The sequence below is a fragment of the Bacillus sp. FSL R5-0709 genome (assembly GCF_038004785.1).
Taxonomy (GTDB): domain Bacteria; phylum Bacillota; class Bacilli; order Bacillales; family Bacillaceae_G; genus Bacillus_A; species Bacillus_A mycoides.
This window is the reverse complement of record NZ_JBBORT010000001.1, coordinates 4,522,030-4,543,827: the sequence shown is the minus strand read 5'-3', so window position 1 is coordinate 4,543,827 and position 21,798 is coordinate 4,522,030. Positions and strand designations below refer to the sequence as shown.

Annotated in this window: 23 protein-coding genes, 2 pseudogenes and 1 riboswitch; of the genes and pseudogenes, 10 read left to right on the top strand and 15 right to left on the bottom strand. The window is 35.7% G+C overall.

What is annotated here, in order from left to right; genetic code table 11:
* Positions 1-2 precede the first annotated feature (2 nt).
* The gene (locus tag MKX37_RS23320) at positions 3-1,220 is read left to right on the top strand and encodes an ATP-binding protein (protein ID WP_002143485.1); all 1,218 of its coding nucleotides are present in this window, start codon (positions 3-5) and stop codon (positions 1,218-1,220) included.
* 258 nt (positions 1,221-1,478) lie between these two features.
* Here the strand turns inward: MKX37_RS23320 and MKX37_RS23315 are convergent.
* Together MKX37_RS23315 and MKX37_RS23310 are read right to left on the bottom strand one after the other, a co-directional pair.
* Positions 1,479-2,409: pseudogene (locus tag MKX37_RS23315) on the bottom strand (collagen-like protein).
* Between the two features lie 137 nt (positions 2,410-2,546).
* Positions 2,547-2,768: pseudogene (locus MKX37_RS23310) on the bottom strand (Nif3-like dinuclear metal center hexameric protein); the annotation flags it as partial.
* Between the two features lie 455 nt (positions 2,769-3,223).
* On the opposite strand from MKX37_RS23310, the gene MKX37_RS23305 reads away from it, so the two are divergent.
* Together MKX37_RS23305 and MKX37_RS23300 are read left to right on the top strand one after the other, a co-directional pair.
* On the top strand, positions 3,224-3,547 hold the full coding sequence (locus MKX37_RS23305; protein WP_002089124.1) for an iron-sulfur cluster biosynthesis family protein: 324 nt from the start codon (positions 3,224-3,226) through the stop codon (positions 3,545-3,547).
* A gap of 113 nt (positions 3,548-3,660) precedes the next feature.
* Positions 3,661-4,566 carry a DMT family transporter gene (locus MKX37_RS23300; RefSeq protein WP_002167515.1) on the top strand — a complete coding sequence of 302 codons (906 nt, stop codon included), beginning with the start codon at positions 3,661-3,663 and terminating at the stop codon, positions 4,564-4,566.
* A gap of 28 nt (positions 4,567-4,594) precedes the next feature.
* Here MKX37_RS23300 and MKX37_RS23295 read toward each other — a convergent pair whose 3' ends face one another.
* The gene (locus MKX37_RS23295; protein WP_002123250.1) at positions 4,595-4,816 is read right to left on the bottom strand and encodes a hypothetical protein; all 222 of its coding nucleotides are present in this window, start codon (positions 4,814-4,816) and stop codon (positions 4,595-4,597) included.
* 292 nt (positions 4,817-5,108) lie between these two features.
* Between MKX37_RS23295 and MKX37_RS23290 the strand changes: the two genes are divergently transcribed.
* Entirely contained in the window at positions 5,109-5,492 is a 384-nt protein-coding gene (locus tag MKX37_RS23290) for an ATP synthase subunit I (RefSeq protein WP_002129542.1), read from the top strand.
* Positions 5,493-5,954: 462 nt separating this feature from the next.
* Here MKX37_RS23290 and MKX37_RS23285 read toward each other — a convergent pair whose 3' ends face one another.
* Entirely contained in the window at positions 5,955-6,152 is a 198-nt protein-coding gene (locus MKX37_RS23285; protein ID WP_002089120.1) for a hypothetical protein, read from the bottom strand.
* A 296-nt stretch (positions 6,153-6,448) separates the two neighbouring features.
* A complete protein-coding gene (pckA, locus tag MKX37_RS23280) occupies positions 6,449-8,035 on the bottom strand; it encodes a phosphoenolpyruvate carboxykinase (ATP) (RefSeq protein WP_002089118.1) in 1,587 nt (528 codons plus the stop codon).
* 228 nt (positions 8,036-8,263) lie between these two features.
* A riboswitch (SAM riboswitch) is annotated at positions 8,264-8,385 on the top strand.
* Positions 8,386-8,554: 169 nt separating this feature from the next.
* Here pckA and metK point away from each other — a divergent pair.
* On the top strand, positions 8,555-9,754 hold the full coding sequence (gene metK / locus MKX37_RS23275; protein ID WP_002129540.1) for a methionine adenosyltransferase: 1,200 nt from the start codon (positions 8,555-8,557) through the stop codon (positions 9,752-9,754).
* A gap of 41 nt (positions 9,755-9,795) precedes the next feature.
* Here the strand turns inward: metK and MKX37_RS23270 are convergent, their stop codons facing one another.
* Complete coding sequence (locus MKX37_RS23270; RefSeq protein ID WP_000488702.1) at positions 9,796-9,975, bottom strand: hypothetical protein; 180 nt, start codon at positions 9,973-9,975, stop codon at positions 9,796-9,798.
* A gap of 6 nt (positions 9,976-9,981) precedes the next feature.
* Positions 9,982-10,161, bottom strand: a complete 180-nt coding sequence (locus MKX37_RS23265; protein ID WP_000424810.1) for a hypothetical protein — start codon at positions 10,159-10,161, stop codon at positions 9,982-9,984.
* Between the two features lie 237 nt (positions 10,162-10,398).
* Here MKX37_RS23265 and MKX37_RS23260 point away from each other — a divergent pair, with 237 nt between their 5' ends.
* Positions 10,399-10,542: a hypothetical protein gene (locus MKX37_RS23260; RefSeq protein WP_002129538.1), complete on the top strand. Its 144-nt coding sequence runs from the start codon at positions 10,399-10,401 to the stop codon at positions 10,540-10,542.
* Positions 10,543-10,966: 424 nt separating this feature from the next.
* On the opposite strand, the gene MKX37_RS23255 is transcribed toward MKX37_RS23260, so the two are convergent.
* Complete coding sequence (locus MKX37_RS23255) at positions 10,967-11,692, bottom strand: hypothetical protein (RefSeq protein WP_254865749.1); 726 nt, start codon at positions 11,690-11,692, stop codon at positions 10,967-10,969.
* A 637-nt stretch (positions 11,693-12,329) separates the two neighbouring features.
* On the opposite strand from MKX37_RS23255, the gene MKX37_RS23250 reads away from it, so the two are divergent.
* Both MKX37_RS23250 and MKX37_RS23245 read left to right on the top strand, forming a co-directional pair.
* Complete coding sequence (locus tag MKX37_RS23250; protein WP_002129536.1) at positions 12,330-12,839, top strand: MogA/MoaB family molybdenum cofactor biosynthesis protein; 510 nt, start codon at positions 12,330-12,332, stop codon at positions 12,837-12,839.
* Positions 12,836-13,438: a molybdenum cofactor guanylyltransferase gene (locus tag MKX37_RS23245; RefSeq protein ID WP_002129534.1), complete on the top strand. Its 603-nt coding sequence runs from the start codon at positions 12,836-12,838 to the stop codon at positions 13,436-13,438. The genes MKX37_RS23250 and MKX37_RS23245 overlap by 4 nt, the downstream gene beginning before the upstream one ends.
* A 282-nt stretch (positions 13,439-13,720) precedes the next feature.
* On the opposite strand, the gene MKX37_RS23240 is transcribed toward MKX37_RS23245, so the two are convergent.
* The 3 genes from MKX37_RS23240 to MKX37_RS23230 all read right to left on the bottom strand — a co-directional run bounded on the left by MKX37_RS23240 (position 13,721) and on the right by MKX37_RS23230 (position 16,064).
* Positions 13,721-14,863, bottom strand: a complete 1,143-nt coding sequence (locus MKX37_RS23240; protein ID WP_002129533.1) for a glycosyltransferase family 4 protein — start codon at positions 14,861-14,863, stop codon at positions 13,721-13,723.
* A 12-nt stretch (positions 14,864-14,875) separates the two neighbouring features.
* Positions 14,876-15,406, bottom strand: coding sequence for a phosphatase PAP2 family protein (locus MKX37_RS23235; protein WP_002167520.1), 531 nt, complete (start codon positions 15,404-15,406; stop codon positions 14,876-14,878).
* A 145-nt stretch (positions 15,407-15,551) separates the two neighbouring features.
* Positions 15,552-16,064 (bottom strand): gamma carbonic anhydrase, encoded by a 513-nt coding sequence (locus tag MKX37_RS23230; protein ID WP_078421867.1) that lies wholly within the window; start codon positions 16,062-16,064, stop codon positions 15,552-15,554.
* 74 nt (positions 16,065-16,138) lie between these two features.
* Between MKX37_RS23230 and MKX37_RS23225 the strand changes: the two genes are divergently transcribed.
* Positions 16,139-16,942 carry an alpha/beta hydrolase gene (locus MKX37_RS23225; protein ID WP_002129529.1) on the top strand — a complete coding sequence of 268 codons (804 nt, stop codon included), beginning with the start codon at positions 16,139-16,141 and terminating at the stop codon, positions 16,940-16,942.
* Between the two features lie 37 nt (positions 16,943-16,979).
* The gene (locus MKX37_RS23220) at positions 16,980-18,044 is read left to right on the top strand and encodes a tetraprenyl-beta-curcumene synthase family protein (RefSeq protein ID WP_002089107.1); all 1,065 of its coding nucleotides are present in this window, start codon (positions 16,980-16,982) and stop codon (positions 18,042-18,044) included.
* Between the two features lie 34 nt (positions 18,045-18,078).
* Here the strand turns inward: MKX37_RS23220 and MKX37_RS23215 are convergent, their stop codons facing one another.
* From MKX37_RS23215 to MKX37_RS23200, 4 genes are all read right to left on the bottom strand, one after another.
* A complete protein-coding gene (locus MKX37_RS23215) occupies positions 18,079-19,380 on the bottom strand; it encodes a PepSY-associated TM helix domain-containing protein (protein WP_078177749.1) in 1,302 nt (433 codons plus the stop codon).
* Positions 19,381-19,535: 155 nt separating this feature from the next.
* On the bottom strand, positions 19,536-20,210 hold the full coding sequence (locus MKX37_RS23210; protein WP_002184795.1) for an aspartate/glutamate racemase family protein: 675 nt from the start codon (positions 20,208-20,210) through the stop codon (positions 19,536-19,538).
* A gap of 24 nt (positions 20,211-20,234) precedes the next feature.
* Positions 20,235-20,915, bottom strand: a complete 681-nt coding sequence (locus tag MKX37_RS23205; RefSeq protein ID WP_002067629.1) for a hypothetical protein — start codon at positions 20,913-20,915, stop codon at positions 20,235-20,237.
* Between the two features lie 18 nt (positions 20,916-20,933).
* Entirely contained in the window at positions 20,934-21,767 is an 834-nt protein-coding gene (locus MKX37_RS23200; RefSeq protein ID WP_078421866.1) for an ABC transporter ATP-binding protein, read from the bottom strand.
* Positions 21,768-21,798: the final 31 nt, after the last annotated feature.

The following is a 21,798-nucleotide window of genomic DNA, read 5'->3' as shown; positions in this document are numbered from 1 at the left end:
ATATGGAAAAAGGAAATATATTTGAAAAAGAAGAGATAAAGGCATTAATAATATTTTTAAGCTTATTCTTCGTTATATTTTTTGCGTATGATTTTGCTGAAAAAGCTATTGTCCTTTTATCAGATAAAAATCAAAAACTAGCAGATGCTTTTGGAGAAGGATTAGGTTTATGGCTATATAGTTTTATGGTTGGATTATTCTTTATAGGACTTTATTTTATGAAATGGAAAAAGCCGTATATTGTGAAGTATATTATTTTAATTGGCTATAATATATTGGATTTTATTAATAACTTCATTATTTATTACGGAAGTGATGCGGAATTTGATGGCGGGAATATAGTAGAAGGATTCTTTATTTTATTTGCACCAATATTTGTGAATAAGAGGTACTTTTGGTTAGTTGCGGGAACTATTGTTGGAAAATATGCACTTATGGGATTCGTTGTTCAATCCTTTATTGTTCTTATCCCAATAGCATTATATAGCGTGTTTGTTATTATATGTTGGATTATATTTTTAAGATTCCAATCTTACGTTCGTACACTTGAAATGATGGATAAAGAAATACGAAATGTAGAGAAATTAGCAATGGTTGGAAAAATGGCGACAGTAATTGGCGATAAGATTAGAAGACCGTTAGAAAAATTGAAAAAACTTGTGAATAAGCAAGCGAAAAAATATCCAGAAGATAAAATTTATAGTGAAATTATGAGACAGGAAGTAGAGCGAATTCATACAATTGCTACAGAACTAAATGGGTTTGAGAAATCTAAATCGGTAGAATCCGAAACGTATAATATTAAAGAAATCATCTCTTATGTTATCAGGGTTATGGAAAAGCCAGCTTTAGAACAAGGAATAAAAATGCATGCTATTTATAGTAAAGATATACCATCAATTACATGTGAGGAAAAACGATTGAAACAAGTATTTTTTAATTTAATAAAAAATGCGATTGAAGCAATGTCAGTTGGCGGAACTATTACTGTAAAAGTTATAGTGGAAGATGTGATCATTGTTCAAATTATAGATGAGGGATGCGGCATTCCGAAAGATAAAATTCCGAAGCTAAATGAAGCTTTTTACACAACGAAAGAAACTGGAACAGGCTTAGGATTAGTAGTTACGGAAAAAATTATTAAAGATCACCACGGTAAATTGAACTTTGAAAGTGAAGTTGGAGTTGGAACGACTGTTGAGATTATGTTGCCGATTTAATTATAGTGGGATATTTTAAAAAGGGGAAATCACTTTCTTTAGAGTGATTTCCCTTTTCAGTGTGGAAGGAAGTACGGAATTTTAATAAACGGGATGTTTACAACATTGACAAACTGTACAAATTCATAATCCAAAATATGGGTGTTTTAAAGCGAGAGTATATAATAAATTTGTCTGTTATTTGTTTTAATTTATTTGCAATTTTTTTGGCCTCGGCATCGAGGTCCTTTTTGTAAATGAATGATTTGTAAGTGTGGATTATATATCAGTGATTAGAAAAATAGAATATACAGAACTTGCCGTAATCCCGGGGGTAATATAAAGAGATATCGCATCCCCCCTCGAAAACAGGTTTCCGGTTGTAATACTAGTCCAAGTTACAGTGGCAGGTCCAGGTGCTGGAGTAGGGTTATACACTTGAGGTTGTCTAGAGCCAATATCCGTAGGTTTAATTGAAAATGTCATAGTTCCCGTAATTTTATCTGTAGTAGTTAAAGTAATAGTAGATAGGATGTAACTAGAGGTAGGGGCAGAGAGGTTTGTTGGGACATTCCTGCAAATATCAATCGTATAAACAGCAGCGGGTAAGTTATTAATATTTATAGATGTAGCAAAACCAACTATATTTCCAGCTCCAGCAGTTACATACGGAATAACGTTAGAATCAATTCCTGGAGAACCTGCTATACGTTGAAACCCAGCATTCGTCCCTTGAAAAACAATACTTTTCGCTGTTGAACTACCAGCAGGTCCAGTAGTTCCGGTAGAACCAGTGGCACCAATAGTTCCGGTAGAACCAGTGACTCCAGTAGAACCAGTAGCTCCGGTAGCTCCGGTAGAACCAGTGACTCCGGTAGAACCAGTGGCACCAGTAGAACCGGTAGTTCCAGTAGAACCAGTAGGACCACCTTCTACCAATACGATATAATCTTGAGACACATTCGGAAATCCTTGAGGTGCATCTTTTTTTACAACATAGCCGCTCCTAACTATAAAAAGTGACAACTTGTCCCTTTTTATAGTTAGGAGCGGCTGCTAGACTAAAAGCGGTAGTACTTTGCAAACCGGCCCCGGTAGGCCCGGCATTGCCAGTAGGTCCAGTAGCACCAGTAGATCCAGTAGGTCCAGTAGCGCCGATAGAACCGCTGTTGCGTCTACCGTCACAACTAAAGCAATTGCGTTGGTACATATATTATCTCCTTTCTATATTTTTGAAAATCTAGTTTTAAAAGTAGAACTACTATATATATATTGTAGATTCTATATTTTGTGTGGTGGATCGTATTGTGTATATAGATTTTAAAAATAGGGGAGGTGTTATTAGTTTTATAACCACCAGGTCTCCTGCGGAATCAAAGTAACATCTACATCAAAATTCTCTTTAAACCAATCATACATCAATGTCTCTTTCACTAAATATTCAGAGGCAGAGTGTGACAAACCGATGAGTGACATATTTGTTTCTTTCGCATAATCCATAATGAGTGAGTATTTATGCCTACCATAATCATTGTCGATATGGCAATGGATTTCTCCTGTAATAAATGATTAAGTTATTGTTCTATTTCTTTTAAGGCTGGCATGTTTGATAATCCTCCTTAAGATAGTTCTTACTTTGTTATTTGTTTTTGTTTTTTATGGAAAAATAAGAAGCGGATAGGAAACAAATAAAACCTAGAATCCAGCCAATAGAAGGAGAATAGGGAAGTATATGTTGTAATACCATTCCGCTAGAAATAAAAAAGCTACCTAATAGACCTAAGAAAATGAGATATCGTTGTAGTTTGAACATCAGTGATACAACCTCCTTTATCACGTATTAACTGCCCGTAAAAGCCTGATTGGCGAGGGCTAATAATCAGAAGGGGATGGATACCTCCCTGATTAAAGTTTCACTTTATCACATATATTTTATAGTAGTCTTAATTTTCCGCATATAAAATTCAAGAAAAATGGTGGTACAATATATAAATGATACGAGAAGAGAGGATGTAGGTTAACACATGTACGTTACTGTAACAGAGGCAGCATATAAAAAGATTATGGATACGATTCCAAGTGAAACGAAATATATAAAGTTATTTTATGATAATGAAGGTTGCGGTTGTGTTATGAGCGGGATTATTGATTTAGTAGCCGTTTCAGAGAAAGATGAGCGCGATGTAGATATCGAATCAAGCGTACTAAACTTTATTGCAGATCGCACAAAGCTTGTATTTATGGATGATAAATTAACAGTTGATTGGCATGAAGTTGGAGGAACTTTCCAGCTGAAGAGCCCAAGCCAGTTTTATAATCCGAATATGAAGTTACATGTTCGAGTATAATGAAGAGAGAAGGAGTATATAATATGCTCCTTTTTCTTATGGATTTTTTCACATAATGAAATGTACATATAGTTGAATTTTCTGTATAATTCTCTTTGCGGAGGGGGTTGCGCATGAAAAGATGGGGAATTGAGTTATCAATTTTAAGTGTCGTTATTATTTGGGGGATTAACTATACGATTGCGAAATATGGACTTTTAGAATTTACAGCAATTGAGTTTACTGCAGTTCGAATGATGACAGCAGCACCACTACTGTTATTACTTACGTTCTTTATCGAAAAGTCACTTTATATGGAGCGAAAAGATATACCAAGATTAATCATCGTTAGCGTTGTAGGTATTGTACTGTATCAAACGTTATTTATGGAAACTGTAAAATACACATCCGCTACAAATGCTTCTTTACTCATATCTATTTCACCTATTTTTACAACTTTATTTGCGATTTTCTTGAAACAAGAAAAATTTTCTTCTCGAAAGTTAGTTGGTTCCATGATTGCCTTTATTGGTGCTACATTAGTTTTAGTAGCGGGGCATTCACTCGCTAGTTCTTTATACGGAAATGGGATTGGACTTATTACATCAATATGTTGGGGACTTTATCCCGTTTTAGCAGGGCCGCTTATTAAAAAATACTCAGCATTACGTGTTACTGCATGGTCGACATTAGTTGGAGCGATTCCGCTCTTATTGTTAAGTGGTCCACATGTATTTGTCATGCCATTTCACATTACACACGGAATGACACTATTTGCTTTACTATATTCTATTTTCTTTGTAACAGTATTCGGTTTAGTCATGTGGTATGTTGGTGTTCAAAAAATTGGTGCGTCACATACGATGGTATATATGTATATTACGCCGCTTGTAGCTGTTTTATTTGCAGCTGTATGGGCAAATGAATATGTATCGTTTCAACAAATAATTGGTGGAATCATCATTTTCTTCGGTCTATGGTTTGTGAAATCAGAGAAAGTAGAAGCTAATTCTATCGTGCAAGAACCTATATCAAAATAGGAAAACAGATCACCTATGATCTGCTTTCCTATTTTTTTATTTTTGGTAAAAATATGAGGAATAAAATGGCAGTAATAAGTGGGATTAAATTAAGAAAAGGAATGCGGAAGAGTGTAATAAGAATAATACCTGGAAGAAGAACACCGAGGACAGCATAGAAAATACTATGTTTTTTCGTGTACCAATACAAGGAAAGTCCAATAAGTGCAGGAACAATGAGATGAATGAGAGCCATTAAAAAATAAATCATTAGACGCCCCCTTTATTTATGTGCTTATTACATCATATCCGTATGTTCATAGATTGATATCAATTTTTTCATAATTGGACGAAAATGTTTTGAAAAACGTCACATTTATGAGGGATTCTATATTAGAAATCTTGTATAATATTATTTCCTAAAAGCATTTTAACAACATAAACATACCGTTTATGTTGTTTTTAATTTGAATGAAATAGATTTTAAGTAGTATGGACTCGAAAGAAATGAGTTATACAGCTTTTGTTGGATAAATATAAAAAACATTGAAGGGGAGTACAGCATGATTAGTTTGTCATTAAAATCGTTTAAAGTTCAATCATATTATCTACTAGGTATTCTGTTATTAGGCTGGATGTTAACACCGTTTTCAGCACATTTTCTAGGTGCAGGAATTGGACTTATTGTAAGCATGTATTGTGTTTGGATTTTAGGAAGGCGTATCGAAAAGCTTGGAGATAGTATAGTAAAGAAGACGAAAGCGCCGACGCTTGGTATGTTTAATCGCTTTGCAGCTGCAATTTTGGGTGCTATTATCATGTACGAAATTGAGCATCATATGGTAATGTGGGCATTTGCAGTAGGTATTCTGGGTGGTTATTTCTTAATCGTTATTAATTTAGGGTATTATAGTATGAAGGATGAGGAAGAATTAACGAAGGGCTGAAAAAGATAAAAAGATGAAAAGCCTCTTTTTAGATGGAATAGAGGATCCAGCGGTGGATAGAAGCGGTTAGGGCCTTTTTTAGCCACATGCGGTGCGAAACCAGAAGGAGCAAGTGAGCGAGAGATCTCTTTATATTTTCAAAGCCTTGATTTGTATGTGTGAAAATCCGAGTATATCAATTGAAAATTAGGTTTGGAACTTTTTTAGATGGAATAGAGGATTCGGCGGGGGATAGAAGCGGTCAGAGCCTTTTTTAGCCCCATGCGGTGTGAAACCAGAAGGATGTAGTGAGTGGGAAAATAGTTTATATGTTCGAAGCCGTGATTTATATATATGAAAATCTGGTTATTTAAATTGAAAATTGGCTTACTCTGGAATAAGGGATCCGGCGATGGATAGTACAACAGGAAGCGTAACTTTGTATAAAATATAGGTTTCCGCTTCCAATAAGTTAATATGAAATCACTTAGTAGTATGACTCTTAGGTTCTTTAAAAAAGTTGGATACAATACAACAAACTATTCCGGTAATTAGAATAATGTATTTTATCGTTTCACTTGTATGCTCGAATAAATTAACGTTAAGCATTACAAGTCCCCAAAACATTTGAATCGCTCCATAACTGAATAAAATTTTTCCTGTACGAGAAAAATTTTTCATGGGTCTCACCCTTTCCTTTATATGTAAAATATATCATAGGAAACTACAAATGAATGATTATAAAATGAATTTTCTGTAAGTTTATGGGTATTGGTATGCAATAGATGAAGAGATTAAAGTTTCACTTTATATAAGATATAGAAAGAAGCTTACGTTTTTAACGTAAGCTTCTTTTTTATGTAAGTGTGTGTAACCGTTAAGCCGCATTGGGTTTTGTCGGTGAGTACGCGGAACTTTACGGTTACACGACACTTATTCATATGAGTAAAAGGGTTATTCCAACAGAAAATTTGTAATTAAGCGATTGGACCGCCTAAGTTAATAATAGCTTCAGAAACGCTGTCGAATTTTTTGAAGTTTTCTTTAAATTCGTTTGCAAGCTCAATTGCTTTCGCCTTGTAAGCATCTTTATCAGCCCAAGTTTGTTCAGGCATTAATACTTCATCAGGTACACCTGGAACATGACGAGGTACTTCAAGGCCAAAGATGTCGTGTTTTGCAGTTTCAGCTTTAGCAAGTTCACCGCTTAGTGCTGCTTGAATCATTGCACGAGTGTAACCTAAGTTCATACGTTTACCAACGCCGTATTCGCCACCAGTCCAGCCAGTGTTTACTAAGAATACTTTCGCATCATGTTTCTCGATTTTTTCACCAAGCATTTCAGCATAACGAGATGCATCAAGCGGTAAGAACGGTGAACCGAAGCAAGTAGAGAATGTAGCTTGCGGAGATGTAACACCGCGCTCTGTTCCTGCTAGCTTACTAGTGTAACCGCTTAAGAAATGGTACATAGCTTGCTCTTTTGATAACTTACTGATTGGAGGCAATACGCCAGATGCATCAGCAGTTAAGAAAATAATTGTATTTGGATGTCCTGCAACACTTGGCAGTACGATATTGTCAATCGCATGCATAGGGTATGCAGCACGTGTATTTTCTGTTAAAGTAGTATCGTTATAGTCAGCGATGCGTGTTTGACCATCAATGACAACGTTTTCTAAAACTGAACCAAATTTGATTGCATCGAAGATTTGTGGTTCTTTCTCATGAGAAAGGTTTACACATTTTGCATAGCAACCGCCTTCAATATTGAATACACCGTTATCAGACCAACCGTGCTCATCGTCACCGATTAATTTACGGTTTGGATCAGCAGATAATGTTGTTTTGCCTGTTCCAGATAAACCGAAGAATAGTGCTACGTCGCCTTCTTCGCCTACGTTTGAAGAGCAGTGCATAGAAAGAATGTCTTGTTCAGGTAGTAAGAAGTTCATAATAGAGAAGATTGATTTTTTCATTTCTCCAGCATATTCTGTACCACCGATTAGTACGATACGTTTTTCGAATGAAACCATAATGAATGCTTCAGAATTTGTACCGTCAATTGCTGGATCTGCTTTGAAGTTTGGTGCAGAAACAATTGTGAACTCTGATTCGTGAGTTGCTAATTCTTCTTCATTTGGACGAATAAATAATTGATGTACGAACAAATTATGCCATGCATATTCGTTAACAACTTGAATTGGTAGGCGATAGTTGCGATCAGCGCCAGCAAATCCTTTGAAGATGAATAACTCTTCTTTTTCTTTTAAGTATTCTAAAACTTTTATATATAATTTATTAAAATGTTCTTCAGAGATCGGTTGGTTCACGGCTCCCCAAGCAATTTTGTCAGCAACCGATGCTTCCTTCACAATAAATTTATCCTTAGGAGAACGTCCTGTGTATTTTCCTGTTGAAGCAGAAACGGCACCAGTAGAAGTTAATTTCCCTTCGTTTCGCATTAATACTTTTTCCACTAATTGCGGAACACTTAATTGAATCTGTGCATTGCTTCCGTTCAATAATTCATGTAAACCAATTTGGACATTCACAGTACTCATATTTATATACCATCCTTTTCATTTAATGAAATATTTCTCGTAATCCCCATCAATAGTATAACACAATTATATAAATAATGTATACTATTTATTTATTTTTGTTTGTGTGAATGTATCATTTCCCTATTAATATTTCATTCTATGGGTATTGAGAAAAACTTTCAGGAAAATGTGAATATTAATTGACAAATGAATATCATTTCTTTAGTATAGGTTGGGACGGATACTCTCTTATCCCGAGCTGGCGGAGGGACAGGCCCGATGAAGCCCAGCAACCTCATTTGTAGTGGTAAATACAGGTGAATAGGTGCTAAAACCTGTGCGAGGCTAACGGTCTCGAACGATAAGAGCAAAGGGCAAAAAGCAGTATGCAAGTAGCAAATTAAACCTTTCCTCTATGTTAAGTAGGAAAGGTTTTTCTGTATGCTTGTGTGGGAGAATAAATGTATGTCGCAGTTTGTGGCAAATTAAGGATGAGTTCCGTACAATATATACAATTACTGTAGGGAGGTTTACCACATGACAAAAAAACGTCATCTGTTCACATCTGAGTCTGTAACTGAAGGACATCCAGATAAAATTTGTGACCAAATTTCTGATTCAATTTTAGATGCGATCTTAGCAAAGGACGCAAATGCACGTGTAGCTTGTGAAACAACTGTAACAACTGGTTTAGTATTGGTAGCGGGGGAAATTACGACTTCTACTTACGTAGATATTCCAAAAATCGTTCGTGAAACAATTCAAGGCATTGGTTACACACGCGCAAAATACGGATTCGATGCAGAAACTTGTGCAGTTTTAACATCTATCGATGAGCAATCTGCTGACATCGCTATGGGTGTTGACCAAGCACTAGAAGCACGCGAAGGTCAAATGACTGACGCTGAGATTGAGGCAATTGGTGCGGGAGACCAAGGTTTAATGTTTGGCTTCGCATGTAATGAAACACAAGAATTAATGCCACTTCCAATCTCGCTTGCTCACAAATTAGCTCGTCGTTTAACTGAAGTACGTAAAGATGACACATTAACATACTTACGTCCGGATGGAAAAACGCAAGTTACAGTTGAGTATGATGAAAATGGTAAACCTGTACGTGTGGATACAATTGTAATTTCTACACAACATCATCCAGATGTTACGTGGGAAGAAATCGATCGCGATTTAAAAGAGCACGTAATTAAAGCTGTAGTTCCAGCAGAATTAATGGATGGAGAAACGAAATTCTTCATTAACCCAACTGGCCGCTTCGTAATTGGTGGACCACAAGGTGATGCTGGTTTAACAGGACGTAAAATCATCGTTGATACTTACGGTGGATACGCTCGCCATGGCGGTGGTGCATTCTCTGGTAAAGATGCAACGAAAGTTGACCGTTCTGCAGCATATGCAGCTCGTTATGTTGCGAAAAACATCGTAGCAGCTGGTCTTGCTGACAAAGCAGAAGTACAACTTGCATACGCAATTGGCGTAGCACAACCAGTATCAATTTCAGTTGATACATTAGGCACTGGTAAAGTATCTGAAGACGTATTAGTAGAACTAGTTCGTAACAACTTCGATCTTCGCCCAGCTGGTATTATTAAAATGCTAGACTTACGTCGCCCAATTTACAAACAAACAGCAGCTTACGGCCACTTCGGACGTACTGATGTAGATCTTACATGGGAACGTACAGACAAAGCAGCTACTTTAAAAGAGCAAGCTGGTCTATAATATATGAAAAAAAGCTTTGCGCTGTGTGCGCAAAGCTTTTTTTATTTGGTTTTACTTACAATTTGAATGCATGAGCTACAATACACTTCGCCGTCTAGCTCAATATACTTTTTCATATTCGTCATACCACTTGCCGGAAATGGCATATGAATCCATGCTTTTTCATACGTTTGTATTTCCTTTTCACAGGATTTGCAAAGGATAGGTTTTTTACGGAACATAGGTGGTCACCCTTTCAGTTGGCGTGCTTTTCCTGCGCAAAAAGCACTGCAGAGTAAAAATAGTGTTGCGAATATAATGCTCACCAATGTAGCATACGGAATTACACCTTTTAAGGAAAAGCCAACAGTAATGGAAGCGACGAATAAGAGGATGAATGTTGTTGTTAGTTTTTTGTAAAGTTCCATAATAATTTAAGCTCCTTATTAAGAATTAATATGTTTGAAAACAAGATTTTCTATGATGAGAAAATACGTTACAATTAATTATAACATTCAAAATATTTTCAACTATATATTTTTACTCATTTTAGTTTATACCAGGAATATGGACGTGTTTTTAGTAATAATTAGGAATGTGAAGTCTAAAAAACGGTATGTTAATTTAAAGTGTGTAAAATCAATTTTTGAAGGGGGTATTTTGAAATGAATATATTTAATATTGTAACAAGAGTAATAGCACTTGTATTATTAGGGATTATAACTATAGTTTTTATTAATCTAAATAAAACACTAACTAATATGATGGAAGTTTTAGGGGCTTTACTTAATGCGTTAGGTGGTTCGTGAACCGAAGTTGAATTCTCGCTTAGGAGATATTGTTAGGTGAAAAATTAGAAATTATTAGAGAAGGTTAATAATAAAAATTTGAGAAAGACACTTAGAGATGGTTTGGGTATTGACTCGACCATCTTTTTACTGTTGATTAATAAAATGCTACTGATATTTGTTATCAAAACCATTTTTATGTAAGATAAAAAATGATTCTCTAAGTGTGTAGTTTAAATCAGTGCGCTAGGGAGAGGTATAAGTTTGTTTCTTTGGGTATGTAGAGAAGTCCTTAATTATCTTCTTAATAGCAGTTTCTTTTTAAACGGCAATAGCCTCCTAAATTGCCATATTTATTATGGAAATTTAGGAGGTGATTTTTCATGCATCACTACTTATATTCTTTTTTTTGTATATTTCCATTAATAAAAGTTTGTTAATATGTTTATCTGTCCGCTACATACATTGAAATTATATCAGTTGCATGAACAGTGCCACCTGATCTGAAGTAAGCATGACTTAATTTGACACCTAGATCACCGGATGTATTTGAAGTTCTGATACCCGGTCTCATTGTAGCGGATGTTGGCGTAGGGTTAAATAAGTTTTTATTTAATGTCCATCTACCATATTTTTCACTTAATAAAGAAGTACTTGTTATACTGAACCCACTTATATTAAAACTCCAACTAAAACTAGGAACAAAGCCAGATAAGCCGACTGATGCAGTAGGCCCTGATGTACTATCAGGACCATAATCTATTAATTTTTGGGCAGAAAACGGAACGGCTAATCTTGTCGTCCATTCTACAAAGGGAGGATTAGTTATAGTATTTTGGAGTTGGTTAGTGGAACTTACATCCCAAACAGATCCTGTAGTTCCGTTGATGTCTACATTAGAAGAGACTCTCGTAAATTGAACTTGTGATGTTAATTTTGCACCAGTTGAGAACGACCAGTTATAATCTCTAAATGCACTTCCAGAGCCAGCAGCATATGAAATATTAGAAGGTGTTTGCAATGTAGAATTTAGATTCGTACTTTTTTTATTTATTTCATTTAATGCTTCTTTTTGGATGCTTTGAATGTTTTCTGCTTTGGTATCAGATAGATAATAGCTTTTATAGTTTATATTGTTTATATAATAATCGGCAACTGCGAATAAATTCATTTCGGGATTCTCCGAACGCTCTAAAATATTAGTCTCAATTGGATTTCCATTATTATGATATAGTTGTATTTCAGCGGAATTTGTCGGCATTACAGACCGGACGTTTTTTACTGGAGTATCTTTTGATTCATTCCAGTTGGAAAGTTTTACTTGGGCAATCTCTGGCTGTTTTTCCTCAGCGCTACCAGCAGAGGCGAATGCAAATAAGGAACTTGATGCAAGTAGAAGAGAGAGAGAGAGGCTTTTTGGATAGTATTACTTTTCATTTTTATCACCCTTTTTATATTATTTAACAAGAAAGAGGGTTAAGGATATCTTTTTCTATTATCTTTCTTGTTAGGAACCATCTAATATTTCTATTTAAAGGTTTGGTATAAATAGGGAATATGATTAAGGAACTTAGATGAATAGTTATTTTTATCAATTAAAGTAATTATTTACCTTTATTGTAACAGATTACTTTTTGTTCTTGCGAGTAAAATTCAGAAAAAACAGTTTACTTATTTTTTGTGGGGAGTTTTTTTAACCTGATTAATAGTTTTTAGTCTTAAGGTAGAAGCACAAGTTTTTTACTTGCAACAGTATAAATATACGTATAATAAAGTAAAGAAAAATTTTTAGGAGGGGTAGATAAGACGTGAGCGTAACCGAACATAAAAAACAAGCTCCAAAAGAAGTGCGCTGCAAGATCGTGACGATTTCTGATACACGTACAGAAGAGACGGACAAGAGCGGACAACTATTACATGCATTATTAAAAGAAGCAGGGCATACAGTGACCTCTTATGAAATTGTAAAAGATGATAAAGAGAGTATTCAGCAAGCGGTGTTAGCTGGTTATCATCGGGAAGATGTTGATGTCGTGTTAACAAATGGCGGTACTGGTATTACGAAACGTGATGTGACGATTGAAGCAGTATCAGCGTTATTAGATAAAGAAATTGTTGGGTTTGGTGAGTTGTTCCGTATGATTAGCTATTTAGAAGATATCGGAAGCAGCGCAATGTTAAGTAGAGCGATCGGCGGTACAATTGGGCGCAAAGTTGTCTTTTCCATGCCAGGGTCTAGCGGAGCAGTTCGCCTTGCGATGAATAAATTAATTTTACCGGAATTAGGTCATATTACATTTGAGCTGCATCGCCAATGAGTAAGTATGCTGGAATTGTATTGGCAGGCGGTATGTCGAGTCGATTTGGTGAGCCGAAAGCGTTAGCGAGCTGGCAAGGGAGTACTTTTATAGAGCATATTTTGAAAGTGATGACAACTGCGTTACAAGAAGTTGTAGTCATTAGTCATTCTGATATAAAAGAGCGAGTAGAGCAACTTGTACAAGTTCCTGTTATAGAAGATATTCCGCATTATAAAGGAAATGGACCACTTGCTGGAATTGTATCAGGAATGGAATATATAGAAGCAGATTGGTACGCTATTATGCCTTGCGATGCGCCAAATGTTTCGCATGAATGGTTTACCATTTTACTAGAGCAAACGAGTAATGAATATGATGCGGTTGTTCCTATTATTAATGGAAGAAAACAACCGTTACTTGCAGCGTACCATAACCGTGTGAAAGACAAGATTTATGCTTTGCTTCAGGAAGAAAAAAGAAGTATGGGCCAACTTTTATCACAATGTAATGTGAAATATATTGTTGGTGAGGATGTACAGGCGAATGCAGATTGGTTTATAAATGTGAATACGAAAGCAGAATACGTACAGGCTCAAAAAGACCTTTCAAATGAATGAAAGGTTTTTTGATATACAGAAATTGGGGAACAATTGCTGTATATAGGTATGTGAGTAAGTAGATTTTAAGGGGAATCTCTTAAAATCTCTATACAGTAAAAATACTATATAACCATATATTAATTTTTATGGGTTTTTATTACAAGTCTGTTTAGTTATGTATCTTTTTGTTATAATGAATATAGGAATAAAATGATATTTCACCTTATGTATCATTTATTAAACTAAAATTTATAACTGTGTAATAAACTCCCTTCGTTTTTTGGAAGGGAGTTTTTCTGTTTAAGCGAGTAATTCTGATGCAGTGTGCTGAAGGACTTCTTCATATTGGTCAAGTAAGCCACGAAAGATCTCATCCCAGCTTTTTGATTTAGCATAAGACGAAGCTGCTATGCCCATTTGCATAAGCAGCTCTTCATTTTGCAATAAAGAATGGATGGAGGATAGAAAGGAATCTGTATCTTTTGGCGGACAAAGAATTCCCGTTTTTCCATCTGTAATAATATTTTTAACCCCGCCACTATTTGCACCAATGACAGGTGTACCGCATGCAAATGATTCAAGTACGACATTTCCGAACGTTTCAGTAGCTGATGGAAATACCATCATATGAGAACAAGCATATGCTTCAGCTAAATCCGTGCCTTGTAAATATCCAGTAAAAGTGACATTTGTTTTCGGAACAGCTTCACGCAAATTTGTTGCTAGAGGCCCGTCTCCAGCGATGAGCCAATGAATATCGTCACGTTCTTTGTTTGTCGTTTGAATAAGTGTTTGAAGAGTATCGATATCTTTTTCAGGAGCAAGGCGCCCGACGTAGGAAAGAATATATTTCGCTGTAATATTATATTTTTTTCGGAATAGGTCTTTATTGTAAGTTGGATGAAAGAGAGTACAATCTACACCACGTCCCCAAATATAGAGCTGTTGAAATCCTTTTTTCTTTAATTGATGTAATGTTTCAGGAGAAGGAACAAAGTTTTTTTGCATATGACTATGAAACCAGCTTAAATAGTTCCATAGCATATTGGAGAGAAATTCGATTTTGTAATAGCGTAAATAGGCGTCAAAATCAGTATGATAAGAACCGACAACTGGGATATTTAACTTTTTGGCATAATATAACCCACAAAGTCCCATATTGAAAGGCGTAGCGATGTGAATGATATCAGGTTTAAAGGCAAGAAGTTCCCGCTTAATGCGCGGAGTAGGAAAGGCAAAGCGACATTCTGGATATAATATTGTTAACGGGATACTTCTCATTTTGTTCACATTCGCTACGAAATTATCTTCTGCCGTATGCTGGGGGGCGAAAACAGAATAGGCGATATTTTCTTTTTGAAAATATTTAGTTAAACGTTCCAAAGTTTTCGCCACACCGTTGACTTGTGGTGTAAATGTATCGGTAAATATGGCGACTCTCATCATATCGCTCCTTTACATGAGTGGAATGAGTTGATAAAAAGAGATGATGCCAGAGCAAGTGCCAAGGCACATGCCTACAAATACATCTGACGGATAATGAAGCCCTAAATAAATACGGGAAATACCGACGCATAATGCTAACGGTAATAGAAAAGCAAGCAAGTTTGGATTATAGCAAATAAATGGAATGAGGACAGAGAAAACAGCCGTTGTATGTCCGGATGGAAAAGAATGATCTTTTAAAGGCTGTACTGGATATTTCGCATCTTGAATTGTTAAATAAGGACGTTTTCGTGGATACCATCTTTTTAATATTTGCACAGGAATATGGCTAATTGTTAAAGAAATAGCAGTTGCAATTGCAGCTTGATGCAAATTCCCTGTTGCGAAAATTAAAAAGAATAGGGTAAGTGCAATGGAAAAACTTGCACCACCGATATGGGTAATATTGCTGAAAAAGATGTTTAATGTTTTTTGATCAAAGTAGCGATTAATTCCTTTGAAGATGTAACATTCTATTTTATATAGTCCACTGACCTTCATGAGATTTTTCCTCCCTCATTTACATATATATGGAGTTATTAACTTCTATTTTAATAAGATTTTATTGAGGGGATAATAAGGTTTTGTAAAGAAAAAGTTAGATTTTTTCATAAAAAAAGCTGCCAGTCTTATGGCAGCGATAAAATCACTTTTGTAACGATTTATAATATTGTCCTTTTTCAACGTATTGTGTGCGGATACGTTCCATATCTTTACGGTCTTCTTCTGTTAATTCGCGAATGACCTTCGCAGGGCGACCGAAAGCTAACGTATTAGGAGGGATTTTCTTTCCTTGTGAAACGAGACTACCAGCACCGATGAAAGCTCCTTCACCAATTTCAGCGCCATCTAATATGATAGATCCCATTCCGATTAAAGCATCTTTTTCAATTTTGCAGCTATGTAAAATAACTTGATGCCCAACGGTAACGTCATCTTCTAAAATAAGAGGATACTGGGGGCTTTGGTGAAGTGTACATTGATCTTGTACATTTACTCTATTTCCAATTATCGTTGGTGATACATCACCGCGGATGACTGTATTAAACCAAATGCTAGATTCATCGCCAATTGTCACATCGCCTGTAATGGTAACATAGTCAGCGATAAAAGCACTACTCGCAATTTTTGGATTTTTTTCTTTGTAAGGATATATCATGTAAAGCCTTCCTTTCCTAGAGACTAGTTTTAGTGTATCAAATTATGAGAAAGAGTGAAATGGAGGAGGTCCGTATGTGGAATTATGAAGCAGAGGAAGCGAAAGCTGTAGTCGTTATCGTGCACGGCGCAATGGAATATCACGGACGTTACGAAGCTATAGCAGAAATGTGGAATCATATCGGCTACCACGTTGTGATGGGAGACCTTCCATCACATGGAACGACTTCGAGAAATAGAGGACATATTGATTCATTTGATGAATACATAGAGGAAGTTAAATTATGGGTGAAAGAGGCAAGGAAGTATCGATTACCTATTTTTATATTTGGTCATAGTATGGGTGGTCTTATTGTCATTCGTATGATGCAAGAAACGAAGAGAGAAGATGTAGATGGTATTATTTTAAGTTCACCATGTTTAGGTGTATTAACTGGACCTTCTGCTCCGCTTCGAGCTGCCTCAAAAATATTAAATGTTGTTGCTCCAAAATTGCAATTTGCAACGAATCTTACAGTGGAAATGTCAACTCGTAATCATGAAGTGAGAGATGCGATGGAGAATGATTCATTGTTCTTGCGCAAAGTATCAGTACGTTGGTATAGTGAATTGATTAAGTCTATCGAAATTGCGCATAAAAAAATAGGCGATTTTCCAGACGTTCCACTCTTGCTAATGCAGGCTTGTGAGGATAAACTTGTAGATAAAACACGTGTCCGTACTTGGTTTGATAATGTTAAAATAAGTGATAAGGCTTTTAAAGAATGGCCGAATTGTTATCATGAGTTATTAAATGAGTATGAGCGTGATGAAATTTTGAATTATATTCAGTCATTTACTGAAATACGCATCAATAACATAATAGAAACAAATAAGTAAATTATTTGTACATTGAATAGAGGAGATGAAGGAAGAAGTGAACGTACCGAGTAATCCCATAACGCTCATGGCGAAAGTATACCGTGATGTGTTTCCGGTAGTACACCATGAGCTAGCGATGTGGAAAGAGCGTGCCTACCATATTCCGAATGACGAGCTTCATAGTCAGGCAATCGCAAGTATTGAGAATAAAACGTTTCATTGCGAGGGCGGTGGCATTTTAGCGCTACTAGCAAATGAACATCGTGAGGAATGTATTCGTTTTATCGTAGCTTATCAAACGATTAGCGACTATTTAGATAATTTATGTGATCGTAGTACATCACTTGACCCGAAAGACTTTGCGGCTCTTCATGAGTCGATGGTAATGGCATTAAGCCCTGAAGTTGAAGGGGGCGGTAACTATTATCGTTATCGTGATGATCAAGATGATGGTGGTTATTTAGATGAGCTTGTTGAAACATGTCAGGATGTTTTAAAGAAAACGAAGCATTATGATAAAATTGCTCCAATTCTTCATGAACTTGCTTGTTATTATTGTGATTTGCAAATTCATAAACACGTGAAGTTAGAAGAAAGAGAACCACGCTTAAAAACATGGTTTGAAGCGCATAAAGAAAATTTACCACCGATGAGTTGGTTTGAGTTTTCAGCATGTGCAGGTTCTACGCTTGGAATTTTCTGTCTTGTAGCATATGCATTTCATGATGAGTTACATGAAGAAGATATTGTGAAAATTAGACAAGGGTATTTTCCATACGTACAAGGACTTCACATTTTACTTGATTATTTCATCGATCAAGAAGAAGACCGTATCGGCGGAGATTTGAATTTCTGTAGTTATTATGAAAACGAGCAAGCTATATTAGATCGTATGAAACATTTTGTAGAAGAAGCAGAGAAGAGCATTGGTGATTTGCCTCATGCGAAGTTTCATCGTCTCATAAGCCGAGGATTACTTGGTATTTATTTATCAGATCAAAAAGTATCAGCGCAAAAGAATATGCACAAAATGGCACGGCGCATTGTAAAATACGGAGGGCTCACTTCACGATTCTTCTACTGGAACGGGAAGATGTACCGAAAGAAAATGGCGCAGTGATGAAGAAAACCACTCTTGTAGAGTGGTTTTCTTATTATGATTGTATTTTTGAAAATACATATATGAGAAGTTCAATTGCGAAAATAACTAAAACAGATAGTCCGAATAAAGGCATGACAGCGCCTAGTATAACCATCATGATAAAGAAAACGATTATGCTTTTCTTATCTCTTTGCTTTGGCGGTGCTGCTAATTTTCCTTTTGGCTTTCTTGCTAACCACATTTTTATTCCGTAATAAATGAGAAGTAATAAAGATAATGTCGTTAGTAAGCATAATATTTTATTTGGCCATCCGAATAAATGTCCTTCGTGAAGCGGGATACCGTAAGTAAACCATTGTGCAAATAATCCATAATCACGATAGTCCGTTTTGGAAATAAGTTCTCCGCTATATTGATCAAAATAAGCTGTTATTTCTTCATTTGGTGCGACATGCATACCCGTAATACCGGAACCGCTTGATTTCGAAACGGTGAATACACCTTTCGGATCAGCCGGTAGTGAGATAACATATGGCTTCTTTATTTCAATTCCTTTTTGTAATTCATCGACAGAAATTGCTTTTGGCTCATTTGAATTCGATTCAGGAGGAGCTTCTTTTCTAGTTGCCCACGGTAATTCTTTTACCTTCGATTCAGGCGGTGCCATATACAATGTCGGATATCCAATCGATTCATTCGACGATGCGATTTTATAAATTTGGTTCCCCATAAATCCTGACCATGGTAATCCAGATGCGACTAACAAAACGAGTGGAATTGTAAATATAATACCGATAATAGAATGACGTCGTTTTGCTTTTTCTCGCTTAGTGGATGCGGGTGTGTTTTTGAATTGGCGTATACTCATATACAATCCAGTCACAATTAAAAAGATTGTCCAGCATGCCGCAAGCTCTACAGTATAGTTGACGACAGTACCACCAACTAAAAGAGAACTATGTAATTCCCGCATTATATTGGCAAAAGTTTCACTTGCATTTTGATCTCCAACAATTTGATTATTGCTATCTAAATACACATATTTTTGCTTTCCTGTATATTCATTTGCAATAGTAAGTCTCGTATTATAATCCCCATTAAACTCACTAATTTTCGCCACACTATAATGTGGATATTTTTTCTCTGTTAAGAAAAGCGAATCAGCCATCGAAATAGACTCTGTTTGGGCGCTCTTCCCAAAATATAAATCTTTATAGATGAAATCTTCAACTTCCTCCCGAAATAAATACCCAATTCCGCTCAGTGACAATGTAATAAGAAGCGGCGTAATAAAAAGCCCGGCGTAAAAATGCCACCTCCAAAAAATATAATGAAGCGAACGATTTACCTTCATACTTCAGTTCCCCTAACCTTCCCTATATGAATAAACTACTTATTTAATATAGCGAGATTAAGTGTGATTACTTTGAAATAATTGTGAAAAAAGTTAAAAGTTTTGGTTGTTTTTATCAAACATAAAACACATTTTAAAAAGGATGTGTTCTATGTTTATGAAGACTTTTTTATATTTGATGCATAGATCCTAACAACTGCTTTCGCAAGACATTGAGCGGAATCAACAAAGTCCTCACTCACCACCACATTCAAATCGGTACATGCGATAATAGCGGTATCTACTTCGTCTTTTAACTGTAAAACGAGCAGACTCCATAATTTACGAGCTTCCTCAATTTCTCCGCCTTTAATACAAGTAATAATTTGATTAATCATTTCTTGCCATTGTTCATTATGAATGTACTCTATATCACGTTTTGTAATTCCATCTTGGTAAATACTTGCTTGAACAGTCGCTTCTGTTGCAAGAAGAGCGACTCTTTTTGTATTTTCAGGAATTGCTTTTAACGTCTCATCGACTATATTCAAAATAGGAATGGTAATAGAACGCTGTAATTCCTCGAAATAAAGATGCGCTGTATTACATGGCATTGCGATGAAATCTACACCAGTACTTTCAAGTTTTTGCGCTCCTTCAATAATCGCTTTTTTCATCGCCGCATGATCAATAGGGCGATCCATATAAAACGGTGTTGGGCACGAATAAATCATCATATGAGGAAAGTCCATATCATGCTTTGCTCCATAAATTGTTTGGCACTCTGCTACAACTGTATCGACGAATGGTCCGGTTGATTTTGGACCCATTCCTGCTAGTATTCCAATCATTGTTTAGTCCCCTTTAATATGTAATCAAAAACGTTTTCTGCGAACGAGAAAAAGAAATAAAGTAAGTAATAAAAATGAATATACGATAGCCCAAGCTGTAAGCCATAGAGTGTGAGTAAGTATATTATATTTGTATTGTCCAAGCATTATAAAGCTTTCGACAGGTGGTAAAAACCATAGTAACTCTTTTTTTAACCGGATTGAGGCAATCGTCATAAGTAATATAAATGTAAGACTAAGCCAAGCGGTGCTTGCTTTTTGAATAATATTCCTAGTAAATAATGTTGCGATTGAAATTCCTAGTATAGATAAAGACATGTGAGCGAGAAATCCGACTAGAAATAAAGAAGCTGTCATTTTTTCATTAAACATTTGCAAAATAATTGGATAGATTACGGATATAAAAGATAAAACAGTACAAATAAGAAGAGCCGTAATATATTTACCAACGTATAATGCCGAAATATTATTTGTATGTGAAATAGTGATTTGTTCTTGTACAGGATCTTCAGTATGAAAAATTGTGACTGTAATCCAGGCGGATAATAAATAAAGTGCGAGTGCTGTTTCTAAGTATGTTGGTACAATGGGAGTTGGTTTATATGTATATACAAAAAGTAAGCTTATGCAGTACATCGCAATAGGAGGAATGTACTTATACGATTTCGTGTAGTCGAGAAAATGGTAACGAATAAGCGCAAACATAATAAACCTTCTTTCGATTTAAAAATTAGGCTGTAGCAGTGTGATAGATGCTTTTTTATGTAATAAAAACTGAAGTATTTCGTTTGCATATTCCTTTTCGATTTGTAATTGAATGAGGTTTTGATTTGAATTGTGTGTAACTTGTATAAATCCTGATTGCTTTTGTAGTTCTATAGCTGAAAATGTTTCGTGAACAATTGCCTCAATATAGACCTGTTCTGTTGATTTTTGCACAGAGGTATCTTCCGCAATTGTATGATTTGCTAATGTCACAATTCTATCGGCGAAGTTTTCTAGTAGTTGTTTTTCGTGACATGTGAAGAGTATAGATATGCCTTGTTGTTTTAATGAGAGTAAAATATGCTCTAATTCTTGCTGAGAGTTAGGGTCGAGTCCAGAAAGAGGTTCATCTAGAATTAATAAATGGACGTCCGTAAGTAATGCTTGCATAATGCCTGTTTTTTGTTTCATACCTTTTGAAAAGTTTCGTACAACGTAATGCTTTGCATGATGTAGATGAAAAGATTCAAGGAGCATCGGAATTTTATTTCTTAAATATTTTGTTGATAAACCGTGAATGTGGCCGAGATGATATAAATAATCCTCTAATGTAAAACGAATTCCTTCAGGAAAATGTTCAGGGACATAACTGATTTGTATATGTTCTTTTCTTTGAAGTGTCCCTGCCGTAGGTGGAATAAAGCCTGCAATTATTTTGAGTAAAGTACTTTTTCCAGTCCCGTTCCCACCAATAATAGCGAGTGCTTCTCCTTCTGGAATGGATAAATCGATGTTGTCTAGTATAAGTGATTTGCCATACTTCTTTTGAATTCCCCTTAGTTCTACTAGCAAAGTTCTATCCTTCTTTCTTCAAATATTGTAT

Excerpts from the sequence above, each read along its gene's own strand:
- MKX37_RS23320 (WP_002143485.1), top strand. The coding sequence starts at position 3 with ATGGAAAAAGGAAATATATTTGAAAAAGAAGAGATAAAGGCATTAATA.
- MKX37_RS23305 (WP_002089124.1), top strand. The coding sequence starts at position 3,224 with ATGTACGTTACTGTAACAGAGGCAGCATATAAAAAGATTATGGATACG.
- MKX37_RS23300 (WP_002167515.1), top strand. The coding sequence starts at position 3,661 with ATGAAAAGATGGGGAATTGAGTTATCAATTTTAAGTGTCGTTATTATT.
- MKX37_RS23295 (WP_002123250.1), bottom strand. The coding sequence starts at position 4,816 with ATGATTTATTTTTTAATGGCTCTCATTCATCTCATTGTTCCTGCACTT.
- MKX37_RS23290 (WP_002129542.1), top strand. The coding sequence starts at position 5,109 with ATGATTAGTTTGTCATTAAAATCGTTTAAAGTTCAATCATATTATCTA.
- MKX37_RS23285 (WP_002089120.1), bottom strand. The coding sequence starts at position 6,152 with ATGAAAAATTTTTCTCGTACAGGAAAAATTTTATTCAGTTATGGAGCG.
- pckA (WP_002089118.1), bottom strand. The coding sequence starts at position 8,035 with ATGAGTACTGTGAATGTCCAAATTGGTTTACATGAATTATTGAACGGA.
- metK (WP_002129540.1), top strand. The coding sequence starts at position 8,555 with ATGACAAAAAAACGTCATCTGTTCACATCTGAGTCTGTAACTGAAGGA.
- MKX37_RS23270 (WP_000488702.1), bottom strand. The coding sequence starts at position 9,975 with ATGTTCCGTAAAAAACCTATCCTTTGCAAATCCTGTGAAAAGGAAATA.
- MKX37_RS23265 (WP_000424810.1), bottom strand. The coding sequence starts at position 10,161 with ATGGAACTTTACAAAAAACTAACAACAACATTCATCCTCTTATTCGTC.
- MKX37_RS23260 (WP_002129538.1), top strand. The coding sequence starts at position 10,399 with ATGAATATATTTAATATTGTAACAAGAGTAATAGCACTTGTATTATTA.
- MKX37_RS23255 (WP_254865749.1), bottom strand. The coding sequence starts at position 11,692 with ATGAATTTATTCGCAGTTGCCGATTATTATATAAACAATATAAACTAT.
- MKX37_RS23245 (WP_002129534.1), top strand. The coding sequence starts at position 12,836 with ATGAGTAAGTATGCTGGAATTGTATTGGCAGGCGGTATGTCGAGTCGA.
- MKX37_RS23240 (WP_002129533.1), bottom strand. The coding sequence starts at position 14,863 with ATGAGAGTCGCCATATTTACCGATACATTTACACCACAAGTCAACGGT.
- MKX37_RS23235 (WP_002167520.1), bottom strand. The coding sequence starts at position 15,406 with ATGAAGGTCAGTGGACTATATAAAATAGAATGTTACATCTTCAAAGGA.
- MKX37_RS23230 (WP_078421867.1), bottom strand. The coding sequence starts at position 16,064 with ATGATATATCCTTACAAAGAAAAAAATCCAAAAATTGCGAGTAGTGCT.
- MKX37_RS23225 (WP_002129529.1), top strand. The coding sequence starts at position 16,139 with ATGTGGAATTATGAAGCAGAGGAAGCGAAAGCTGTAGTCGTTATCGTG.
- MKX37_RS23215 (WP_078177749.1), bottom strand. The coding sequence starts at position 19,380 with ATGAAGGTAAATCGTTCGCTTCATTATATTTTTTGGAGGTGGCATTTT.
- MKX37_RS23210 (WP_002184795.1), bottom strand. The coding sequence starts at position 20,210 with ATGATTGGAATACTAGCAGGAATGGGTCCAAAATCAACCGGACCATTC.
- MKX37_RS23205 (WP_002067629.1), bottom strand. The coding sequence starts at position 20,915 with ATGTTTGCGCTTATTCGTTACCATTTTCTCGACTACACGAAATCGTAT.